Source organism: Microbulbifer jejuensis, from assembly GCF_047289955.1.
GTDB lineage: Bacteria > Pseudomonadota > Gammaproteobacteria > Pseudomonadales > Cellvibrionaceae > Microbulbifer.
This window is the reverse complement of record NZ_JBLBUB010000041.1, coordinates 19,660-29,538: the sequence shown is the minus strand read 5'-3', so window position 1 is coordinate 29,538 and position 9,879 is coordinate 19,660. Positions and strand designations below refer to the sequence as shown.

Sequence of the window (9,879 nt, the reverse complement as noted above, 5' to 3'; positions counted from 1 at the left end):
CCTCAATCTGGCATCTTTGCTCATAGGTCAGTTGCTTGTAGTGTCTCATTGCATAACTCTTGCCGGAGAAAAAGCGAGAAGCCTACGGGCAACTGGCCGCTTTTTCTAGCTCCATTGAGATATGCACTTACAAGTTGAATCTAGGTAATCTTTTAGGATGGAATCGACTCTAAAACCGTGACGATGATAGAACGCTAATTGGTACCCAAAAGCACCAGTGCCTAGCTCTATTCGTGAAAACCTTTGTTTTCAAGTTCAGACAGCGTGAACTGAAGTAGCTTTGAGCCAATACCTTTTTTTTGATGTCTTGGGTTGATTGAAATATTGAATATTTCTGCCATATTAGTAGCAATTTCCTGAACTACACAGACTCCTACTATTTCATTATTATCAATTGCTGCGAAACAGATGGCGCCTGGAAGATAGGAACCTATCTTTACCTCGGATGGGTCTGCCTCTAGTAAAAGTTTTTTTGGAACTGAGGTATCTGAAATTTTTATATATTCCATATCTACCTTAATACAGATAACGCCGCGCAGGACAGGTTTTTTGGTGCCCATAAGCACCGAATAATGGGGACGCCAGGGCGATAAAATTGAGGAAAAATCAATTTATAGAGATGCCCGTAAGTTCAACTAACCATGATGCCGCCGGAGATGCTTGATCAGTCCATTGTTGTCAAATTCTAACGAGACAATATTGGTGCTTGTATATTCAACCACTTTATCCATGTGTGAAGGCTTTACTTTAGCGTGTTCAGTATATTTTATGAAAGCCACATTACGGCCAAGCATTAATTGATCTATTTTTACTTCACAAAAATAAACCTTGTCTGACAATTTGGCAATCATTCCTTTTCGGAGTTCCGCCTTTTTTGTAACGGTAACATTGAATTTTATATGTTCGTCAATAAAGTTATCAGAAAATAGTGAGATAAATTTATCAATGTCTTTTATTGTTGTGTCCGGTTGTTGTCTGGTATTTTTTGCTTGGATGAAGGCTTCTGCTTTCTGTTTTAATTCTGCCTCCGACAAAGGCGTGTTAGCTAACGCCGAGACTGAAAGGCTTAATGCAATAATAGCTGATATTAGAATTTTCAATGGCTTCATCCTTTTGGTGTTTAATGTCTGTTGAACAAGCGGTGTGTCAGAAATTTTCAGTGCTGGCACTGGTTAAGTGATTTATTTGCTATTAAGTTCAATTGATTCTCCATTACGTTTAATTGAAACGGAATAAGTGGAGTCGTTGAGGTCCTGGTTTGCATGTTCAATAATCCAGCCACTCTCCGTCTCAGTAGCTATAAATTTGTACCCATTTATAGATAACTCCGAGATAACGCGGAGTGCCACATTGCGCAGCTAATCGCCTCTGCTTCAGTATTTATTGAAACATCGCATTCATAATTATCCTGTGTCAATGAGTTAAGTGGCAGCAGACTCATGATTATGATTGAAAGTAGTTTCATTATTTGTAGTCCCCTAACGTTTATAGACTGATCACCATGACCAGTATTATATTTGTTGGCAACACAAAATTTATTCTGCGTCAAATCGTAAAAAACTAATTCTGAATCAATCACCTACAGAAATTTAGCGCTAATGTCCCACATGAGAAAATGATCATCATAACTAGTATCCCAAAACTACCGCCAAATGTTACCCTCTGCATTTATTGATTGCTAGGAGGAATACTAGTAAAGCAGGAGGGAAGAATAGCCCTCTGCCAGGATCGTATGAGGCATGGATGCCGATTACGAACGTACAAGGATGTATTCACAGCGTGTCCTGGGAGAGGGGTATTCTTTCCTTCCGACCCGGTAGTAAGTTTTCCTGTAAAAATAACAGTTACGGTGATCGAAATTCCGTTTCGCATCTGGTCAAATTGCCTGTAAAACGGTACCACTACCCAGATGGGCGTATCGTCAGGATTTCCTCCCTCTGCCGGTTGATACACCTTGCCGGTACAGCCACGGCAGCGTCGCCTCCGGTGATCGAGCCTTGCGCACCTACTGTGGCAGCAGGGGGAACGCAAGGTCACTGGCTTGCCGTCTTGACTGTGTTTGCCTTCCCAGGCAGCGTACGAGAAGGTAACCGTTTGTGGTGCTGCACGGGATTGCACAGACTTTCGAGGCGCCCCCTCTGCCCCTCGGGGCTATGTTTTTTCATTGGGTCGGTGCTTGAATGGCCTGAGGATGGCTGGGGGCTGATCGGTTGGGGCCTCCTCGAGCGCCCAGGCTTCGTCCAACAGTTGCAGCAAACGCACGGCCCGCACCACCCGGTTACCCCTGCCGGGCACAATGTGCAGATCCACAACCTTATCCCTGATAGCGACCGGTGTGATAATAAAATATCCGCCCAGATCCAGTGGCTGAAACAATCGACAGGGTAATATAGGCATCTTTATTGGCTCCTTGAATTGCATGTGACGGAAAGGCGCAGGAAAAGTGCATCGGTTTGAACCACTTCTCTCCCCGCAGGCGTGATCCTTGTGAGGAAAAGAAAAGGGAAACTTGCAGAAAGGGTGCGCAGCCAGACAGGCGGTGCGCGGCTGAAGTAAAAGACCACACCAATCATCACGGAGCGCCACAGCACACTCCGCCGCCGGGGGCGGGAGTGACTCGAAAAGTTCGCCTTCCGGGAGACGTTTATTGAAGACGAACGAGTGTATGGCGTATCATTCAAGACAGCCTCGCTAGATAGTTTAGTTATCTATTGGGGTTAGCCATCTCTCGGTGTTAGGCGCACTGGGAGGTGGCGTTTTTCTCTCATTTACGCGGTCGTGGTGCGGTCCTTCATTGTTTGTTGAAGACTTGTTGTAGTTATCGATTTCCTGCGAGGGCTCCCGTTCAGGGCGCCTCGCAGAGTGAATAATGATCGTAGCGCTGTTTTTATCTATTTTTTCTTCGTTTGCGCTGGCTTACTGGTTGGGTGCTATGGGAGCTGACCTACCGTAATCGCTTTTTGCAAAGAATTCAATCAAGCAGAAGCTTTAGATGACACTAAGTTTAGTTTCCCCATTAGCTGGCGAAGACATTTGCCATGCATGGGGGCATCAGCAATCCGTTCCCAGGGAATCCGGGGCATGTTTGGTAAGGGGTATCCGGGTGAAATTTCACCATCCGAACGAGTGGCTGAATGCACTGCCGTATACGGACCCGCACGTACGCTGGTGTGGGAAGGGCGGGCTAAAACCCGCCTTTACTCGATTATTTTTCAATTTAAGTTGTCGTTATTTAATAGCATCGAGTATCTGTATCATCACAGAATCTTCACCTGAAAAGTAGCTCTCGGAAGACTGTGTTACAGGTAAATGGGGAGCTATCCAGATGCGATGGTCTTCAGCCTTCGACGCTTGGTGATATTGCGACGAGATAATCCCCCAGACACCACTGTACGGAAGCTTGAACCAACCCGCCTCACCTAGGTGATTTGGCTTACTTCCACTGGGCTCGCCAACAATAATGGCATTTGTCAATCTATTAAGATCAGCAAGTAACAGATGAGCAGCAGAGAATGTATTACGACCAACTATAATGAACAACTTGTTATCTTTATTTTTCTCTACAAAGTAAATTAATGTGCTTATGAGTGGCGGTAAAATTGAACCATTTCCACCACTGTTATGTCGCAGATCTAATACGAGGTTACCTATGTTGTTCTGCTTGATGCGCTGCCGAATTTCTTCGCTGAATTGAGAAAGAGACTGTGACTCACTCTGAGCTACCGCATTGAACTGTAGGTAAAGATAGTTATCTTTCTCGTGCTCTGCATACCAGTAATTTTCAATTTTTCTTTTCAGGTAATCTGGATTGTTGATCGTTTCAAGCGCTGGTAGTGTTGGGAAACCTGTAAAATGGAATGACTCCCCAGGAAAACTTACTCGTGTATTATTGCCATTCTTATCGACTAAAGTAAAAGCAACATCATTAATGTCGTTAACTAGTTTTATTCCTTCTAGTACCTCGGGTAGTGCCAGATAATAGGGCCCCAGCCAATACTGTTGCATTTCATTATCTCTGGCGTTAACACTCGCTATCTTTTTCATTACTTGTTCTACGGGCGTATTAGTCACCGAAACTACTCTACGACCTATCAAATGCTTATAATTGGAGCTGGCTTTTACAATATAAATACCATCGCTAAACCAATAGAACTGAACTGGCAGGCGAGTAAAAGATCCTTTCAGAGAGTGTGTGGGTACAATAAAGTTATGCCCGTTCCCGACAGTGGCCAACAACTCCATAAATTTAAAGACAATTTGTTGATCGTTCAAGCTTGGAATCTTTTCGGCGATTGACTTGGATTTTAATTCAAGCTGTTCTGCAGAAATTCTATGGTATGGATCTACATGCAGTCGCTTAATCTCATTCAGCAAAAAATATAAATCATGTCGTCACGCATCATTTCTTGATAAACCAGACTCTAAGAACTCTCCTGAGAGCTTTTTGTATTCTGGAGAATGAGCGATTTTTTCAAACTGAGTGTTTTTAATGAGAGATTTTCTATCATCCCATCTGTACTCTAATGCCATTTGTAGCCAATCTAGTGCCTTTTGCTTTTTGCCAATAGCAGAATAGCATTGCGCTATTTTAATCATGATATCGTTAGACGGTGATGAAGCAGATTTTACCCCTGTCATAATAGTGCCAAGCTGAAGCGCTTGCTCTAGCGGTAGTATTGCTTTTTGATATTGCTCAGTTTGTAGGTATCCATGTCCAAGTAAAAACCACGTATCGCCATCGTCTTCGTACTGTTTGGTCAACTTTTCAAGCAGTGGAATAGCTTTATTCCACTGTTGACTTTTTGCAAAGTGAATGGCTTGAGTGCGCAATGCCCAATACTTGGCAGCATTATCTGGAAAATTAGATGATGGCGATCGATCGATTACTTCGTTGGCCAATAGATAGGGTTTGGATGTAGCGAATACTGGCGCAATAGTACATGCTATTATCAGAGACACGAGTATAAATATTTTTTTCATAAAACTCATTTGTTGATTTTTTTGAGAAAGGTAACGCCCAGCTAAACTGTCGGAACAGAGTTGGTTGTTTTGTGCTATTTACGCACAAAATAAGCTACGCGGTGAAGGTTATATTTTAGCCACTTGTGTACGCCCAGCATGGGCAGGAACTAATGCGATGAAGGTCCTCTGTGAGAGAGTTGGGTCACTGGGCTAGCGGTGATCATAACTACTAGCCGAAGGCAAGGGCAACCCCGAGAAGGGCTGTGTGGAGGAAGCTCGAACACAAACCTTGGGGCCGACGGACAAAAATCGTATATAAGGCCCAGCCCCAGGAAGAAGTTAGCACAAGATAACAAAGTCCGCAGGCTTGAGGGGTAGGGCAAATGCGGCGGTTGTGCAGGGACATTTCATGTCTTTATCCGGGGGTGTCTGTGTCACTGGCAGGGTCGATGGTATCTCCATTTATGACTATCCCCGGTGGATAAAGTCACGCTGGCTCTCACTGCACCGAGCCCTGGTTGAGGGCTACTACCAACCCCAACCCGTCAAACGGGTCGCAATACCCAAGTCCTCGGGGGCAAAGGCCACCTGGGGATAGCCACAGTACACGACCGCGTGATCCAGTAAGCGATCAGCCAAGTGCTGACGCCAATCCTAGGCCCGACCTTCTCCAATCACAGCTATGACTTCAGGCCTGGTAGACGTGCTTAGGACGCAGTTAGCCCTATCCAGCACTGCATCAAGCGGGGCCTGAAAAGCCCCTTGCTCTTATGCGATAAATGGGTTCGCAGGTGTCTGCGCATGTGTTTTTTCAAGCAGTGGTGCAGACTCCGAACGCGTATTCGCCATCCCAGTCCACAGAGTGTACCGGAACGCTGGGCGGTATCGGTCGGATTGAGTTCCAAGGGGCCGTACCGGCTGGCGAAGACGTTTGCAGTGCATCAAGGAATCTGCAATCAATTCCTGGCGAATCTAGGACTTGTTGCGGTAAGGGATAATTGGGGGAAATTTCACTCTCCGAACGAAGTGCTTTAGTGAACCGCGAGATACAGACCCGCCTGTACGGTGGTGAGTGGAGGGCGTGCTAGAAACCTACCATTACCCGATTAGGCTTCGTTGACAAGTTTTTTGACATGAATTTGCTATACGGGTCTTCTACATAATCAGCAAAGGGCTTGCAATACTCAAAACCATATTTTTCGTAAAGCCGGTGAGCAGGTTTGAAAAAAGGCATAGAACCTGTTTCTAAACTCAGTCTTTTGTAACCACTTTCAGTTGAGATTTCTATGATGTGCTCAAGTATGAATGAAGCGATACCTTTGTTTCTGAATTCAGGATCTGTTCGCATAGACTTAATTTCTGCGTGACTAGAATCCAGCTCTTTGATTGCACCACAACCCGCTAACTTATTTTCATCCCAAACAGTCCAAAATGTAATATTTGATGACTTCAATGCTTCTAAATCTAAAGCATGTTTACTTTCCGGCGGAGAAATTGCTCTCATATCCTCTAAGTGTTCTTCGAGAAATTGAGCAACCAAAGGGCTTGAAAGATCATCAACTTCTATTCTCACCGACATGTCTCCCTTTTGATTTTAGCGTTTTTTGTTTATGTATAGAAGTCCCACGCCTCAATAATGGGTCGAAGCACGCAAAGCTGAGACCCAGCCCCGAAGGGGCGAAATTGATTGGCTTGCTAAAAGACATTAGACACGACCCCTGAGCTTATTAAATAGATTGTGCCAAAAAGTGGATGCGCTAACAAGCCATAAGCCAATTGCTAACTGGAACACCAAACCAGCAGGCCAAAGAATGCTTGATGATGCTATTTCCACTGTATTTGGTATGAATGATAGTGAGCGTGGTAGATAAGCTAGAGCATTAACAACAAAGTACAAACCTGCTAGCTGGAACAATACTTTTTGAGAGTCGCTACTCAATGTTGCCTCGAAATTAGATTTGGCACGGCTCAATACTGAGTTCGCCGCTTTATTAATTAAGAAAACTGCGATAAGCCCGGCCAGGATAATTGCTCCAATGAGGCCGGCATAAGCACCCATAGGTATTTCATGTTGCTGATATTGTGCGACGCTGGTGAATAGTAATACAAAGCTTGGTAAATTCAGAATTAGCTGAATTAAAAGCCAAATTGAAAAAATCCTTAATGCGATTGCTGTGACTTGCTGTGTAATCATGGTTTGCTTTTTAACGTTGTCAACAAGGGTGGCCTAAGCAGAGCGTAGGCCGTCCAACCCACCAAACTAACGGCCGGGTAGGGCGGCTTGGATTGATTATGGAACATGGCTGAATACTAGATACTCCTGAATTACCCCATAAACAGCGACACTCACCACAACACTACTTGGAATATAATAACGTGTCCTTTTAAGAGGAAGAACCAAGATAATCAATGAAGAGGCAATTGCTGAAACTACAGCAACACCAAACCAGGTAGCTTTTAACCCTGGCGCGATCACTAATAGTACATATGCCACGGGGAGGAAACTTGATGCAAGCAGGCAGGCTATAAACTTCCATAGATATCTACTTGATACTTTTTTCCGGTTAACTTGCTTCAATTTCTCCTCCTATACCGCTTAAAGCATGAGAGGCAAAAGCAACGCGGAGCAGCAGTTTTGACATCCCGTGCGTTTACTTGTGTACGCCCAGCATGGGTATGAGCTCATGAGATGAAAGTCTTCTGTAGGAGAGTTGGGTCACTGGGCTAGCGGTAATCATAACTACTATTCGATGGCAAGGGCAAGCCCCAGGGTGATTCAAGTTAGTACAAGATAACGAAGTCCACAGGTTCGATGGGTAGGGTAAATACGGCGGGAGTGTAGGGAAAGTTCATGTCCTTGTTGAAGCTGTCACCGATTTTATATGGATTAGTCGCATTGAAAATCGTGCTGTGGGATATGCAGGATTTTTCCCTGATGCAGAAGCTTGCCGTCTGCATGTTGGTGGAGTTGTGTATGCTGGGAGCCGCGGTTCAGTATCGGAGATTTTTATCTGCAAGAAGCTAAGGGAATTTGCAGATCACAACAGTCCTACTGTAGCCGTAACCAAATCGCTTGAAAAACTCATTTTACCACCCAATGCCAGCCTGATTAGATTGCACTAGTTGGGGATAGCTTTTATTCAGTATGTTTTTCAGTCAATGGCGTAATATTCTACTTATAAATTTGTCATTGCTGTGGGAAAGGGCAACGTTATCGACTGGGAGATCGCCAAGCATCTGGCGGTGGAAAACGGCGATTTCCTCGATTCCTACCGGGTCGGAAGGGAAGAGTACCCCTCTCCCAGGACACGCTGTGAATACATCCTTGTACGCTCGTAATCGGCATCCATGCCTCATACGATCCTGGGAGAGGGCTATTCTTCCCTCCTGCTTTACAAGTATATTAAATGGATTCTCCTCTTCGGCTAACTCGCCAACCCGTATTCAGGGGGTGAAGCAACCAGAGGGAGTGCCATTTATGGCGAGTCAATAAGAGAGAAAATAACTACTGGAGAAACAGTTTGTGCATTCCACTTTCCGCCAATTACCAGCTGGAATACTATACATGTCATTTTTTATAGGGCGACCCATGGCTACTGCTGACTACACTGGTTAAGTATCTCCATTTATAGTTGGAATCCGTAGGAAAGTGAATGATGAAAAGATACAATCTGACAGCAATGCTTTGTGCTGCCATATTAATCAGTGGCCAGGCCCTGGCCGAGTATAAAAAAGGCGACTTGATTATTCGGGTCGGTGCTGCAGCAGTTGACCCCAATGACGATTCCAATCATCTGCGCTTGAATAGCACAGCCCTGCCAGGCACACGGGTCTACCTAGATACTGGCTATTCCGTTAGTATTACCGGTACCTGGTTGTTTGCAGACCACTAGGGTCTGGAATTTCTAGCGACAGCACCATTTAAACACGACCTTGATGTACGCGGTCTGCCAGACCCGGTGACCGGGGCGCTTCTCGGTCGGGTTCGCCTGGGCGATATCAAACACCTGCCGCCAACTCTTAGCATACAGTGGTACCCGGTATGCATAGAATCCTGGATACAACCTTATATCGGCCTCGGAGTGAATTACACCCATTTTTTGAGTGAACATATCAACAGTGTGGCTCAGAACTATTTTGAAACTGTACTCGATGCGAAATCACGGGCAAGACTCAAGCTGAAAAATTCCTGGGGCCTGGCTGGGGAGGTGGGAATAGACATTGCCTTTGGCCGGGAAAGCCGTTGGCAGTTTAACGCGGCTATCTGGTACCTGGATATTGATACCGATGCCACCATTCGCTTTTTTACAGAAACGCACAGATATTCCCGTATCAATGTGGAGGTTGATATTGATCCATTTGTTTTCTCACTGGGTATTGGTTACCGTTTCTGACTCGCTGTGCCACAATACTTTACGCATGTGAGGTATTTTCCCAGGTCTCAGCACATTCACATTTTAGAGTCTCTGTTAAACAACGCTATCCAATTTATTATCATTACTGTCTCTAATGAGGACTGCTACGGTTAAGCAGTCTGCGGACTCTGAAAACTCAAGGGATGCAAAGCCATAAAATAAAGAAATAAAATTTATTATTCTAGCGGAACTGCCAGCTTTAAGGCTTTTATCGTATGTTCTTTTTGGAGATGCCTGTTTAATCTTAAGGCGATAGATCTTTTCCCAGTACTTCTAATGAAATAATTTACAGAAATATTTTTAATACTGCGCATCTGTGTAACTGCAAGTGTTTCAGTAATTAGGATATGCGCAGATTTCAACTCCTAAATATTCATTTTTAACGGCTTTATGATAAAATAATCCTCTTATATTATAAGAGGTGCCATTCTAAATTATTCGGCGCCACAAAGCCCAGCTATTTTCCAAGAAGCACAAATTCTTTTACTTCTACGGCAGAATT

Annotated in this window: 13 protein-coding genes; 5 read left to right on the top strand and 8 right to left on the bottom strand. The window is 44.5% G+C overall.

Going from position 1 to position 9,879, the window contains the following annotated elements; translation table 11 throughout:
* Positions 1 to 227 precede the first annotated feature (227 nt).
* The 5 genes from ACL7TT_RS19250 to ACL7TT_RS19230 form a co-directional block, all read right to left on the bottom strand.
* Entirely contained in the window at positions 228 to 560 is a 333-nt protein-coding gene (locus tag ACL7TT_RS19250) for a GNAT family N-acetyltransferase (RefSeq protein WP_413397829.1), read from the bottom strand.
* 75 nt (positions 561 to 635) lie between these two features.
* Positions 636 to 1,100 (bottom strand): hypothetical protein, encoded by a 465-nt coding sequence (locus ACL7TT_RS19245; RefSeq protein WP_413397828.1) that lies wholly within the window; start codon positions 1,098 to 1,100, stop codon positions 636 to 638.
* A gap of 1,051 nt (positions 1,101 to 2,151) precedes the next feature.
* The gene (locus ACL7TT_RS19240) at positions 2,152 to 2,397 is read right to left on the bottom strand and encodes a hypothetical protein (RefSeq protein WP_413397827.1); all 246 of its coding nucleotides are present in this window, start codon (positions 2,395 to 2,397) and stop codon (positions 2,152 to 2,154) included.
* 831 nt (positions 2,398 to 3,228) lie between these two features.
* The gene (locus ACL7TT_RS19235) at positions 3,229 to 4,374 is read right to left on the bottom strand and encodes a hypothetical protein (RefSeq protein WP_413397826.1); all 1,146 of its coding nucleotides are present in this window, start codon (positions 4,372 to 4,374) and stop codon (positions 3,229 to 3,231) included.
* Between the two features lie 18 nt (positions 4,375 to 4,392).
* Entirely contained in the window at positions 4,393 to 4,980 is a 588-nt protein-coding gene (locus tag ACL7TT_RS19230) for a tetratricopeptide repeat protein (RefSeq protein ID WP_413397825.1), read from the bottom strand.
* Between the two features lie 391 nt (positions 4,981 to 5,371).
* Between ACL7TT_RS19230 and ACL7TT_RS19225 the strand changes: the two genes are divergently transcribed.
* Entirely contained in the window at positions 5,372 to 5,560 is a 189-nt protein-coding gene (locus tag ACL7TT_RS19225; RefSeq protein ID WP_413397824.1) for a hypothetical protein, read from the top strand.
* Between the two features lie 486 nt (positions 5,561 to 6,046).
* Here the strand turns inward: ACL7TT_RS19225 and ACL7TT_RS19220 are convergent, their stop codons facing one another.
* The 3 genes from ACL7TT_RS19220 to ACL7TT_RS19210 form a co-directional block, all read right to left on the bottom strand.
* Positions 6,047 to 6,535 carry a GNAT family N-acetyltransferase gene (locus ACL7TT_RS19220; RefSeq protein ID WP_413397823.1) on the bottom strand — a complete coding sequence of 163 codons (489 nt, stop codon included), beginning with the start codon at positions 6,533 to 6,535 and terminating at the stop codon, positions 6,047 to 6,049.
* A gap of 132 nt (positions 6,536 to 6,667) precedes the next feature.
* Positions 6,668 to 7,156 carry a hypothetical protein gene (locus tag ACL7TT_RS19215; protein ID WP_413397822.1) on the bottom strand — a complete coding sequence of 163 codons (489 nt, stop codon included), beginning with the start codon at positions 7,154 to 7,156 and terminating at the stop codon, positions 6,668 to 6,670.
* Between the two features lie 96 nt (positions 7,157 to 7,252).
* Positions 7,253 to 7,540 carry a hypothetical protein gene (locus tag ACL7TT_RS19210; protein WP_413397821.1) on the bottom strand — a complete coding sequence of 96 codons (288 nt, stop codon included), beginning with the start codon at positions 7,538 to 7,540 and terminating at the stop codon, positions 7,253 to 7,255.
* Between the two features lie 273 nt (positions 7,541 to 7,813).
* Between ACL7TT_RS19210 and ACL7TT_RS19205 the strand changes: the two genes are divergently transcribed.
* The 4 genes from ACL7TT_RS19205 to ACL7TT_RS19190 all read left to right on the top strand — a co-directional run bounded on the left by ACL7TT_RS19205 (position 7,814) and on the right by ACL7TT_RS19190 (position 9,356).
* Positions 7,814 to 7,987: a hypothetical protein gene (locus ACL7TT_RS19205; RefSeq protein ID WP_413397820.1), complete on the top strand. Its 174-nt coding sequence runs from the start codon at positions 7,814 to 7,816 to the stop codon at positions 7,985 to 7,987.
* A 170-nt stretch (positions 7,988 to 8,157) separates the two neighbouring features.
* Positions 8,158 to 8,301, top strand: coding sequence for a hypothetical protein (locus ACL7TT_RS19200; protein WP_413397819.1), 144 nt, complete (start codon positions 8,158 to 8,160; stop codon positions 8,299 to 8,301).
* Positions 8,302 to 8,618: 317 nt separating this feature from the next.
* Positions 8,619 to 8,855, top strand: a complete 237-nt coding sequence (locus tag ACL7TT_RS19195) for a hypothetical protein (protein WP_413397818.1) — start codon at positions 8,619 to 8,621, stop codon at positions 8,853 to 8,855.
* A 3-nt stretch (positions 8,856 to 8,858) separates the two neighbouring features.
* Positions 8,859 to 9,356 carry an OmpW/AlkL family protein gene (locus ACL7TT_RS19190; protein WP_413397830.1) on the top strand — a complete coding sequence of 166 codons (498 nt, stop codon included), beginning with the start codon at positions 8,859 to 8,861 and terminating at the stop codon, positions 9,354 to 9,356.
* Positions 9,357 to 9,879: the final 523 nt, after the last annotated feature.

Coding starts and splice junctions, on each gene's coding strand:
- ACL7TT_RS19225 (WP_413397824.1), top strand. CDS start 5,372: ATGTCTTTATCCGGGGGTGTCTGTGTCACTGGCAGGGTCGATGGTATC.
- ACL7TT_RS19215 (WP_413397822.1), bottom strand. CDS start 7,156: ATGATTACACAGCAAGTCACAGCAATCGCATTAAGGATTTTTTCAATT.
- ACL7TT_RS19230 (WP_413397825.1), bottom strand. CDS start 4,980: ATGAAAAAAATATTTATACTCGTGTCTCTGATAATAGCATGTACTATT.
- ACL7TT_RS19250 (WP_413397829.1), bottom strand. CDS start 560: ATGGGCACCAAAAAACCTGTCCTGCGCGGCGTTATCTGTATTAAGGTA.
- ACL7TT_RS19240 (WP_413397827.1), bottom strand. CDS start 2,397: ATGCCTATATTACCCTGTCGATTGTTTCAGCCACTGGATCTGGGCGGA.
- ACL7TT_RS19205 (WP_413397820.1), top strand. CDS start 7,814: ATGTCCTTGTTGAAGCTGTCACCGATTTTATATGGATTAGTCGCATTG.
- ACL7TT_RS19195 (WP_413397818.1), top strand. CDS start 8,619: ATGAAAAGATACAATCTGACAGCAATGCTTTGTGCTGCCATATTAATC.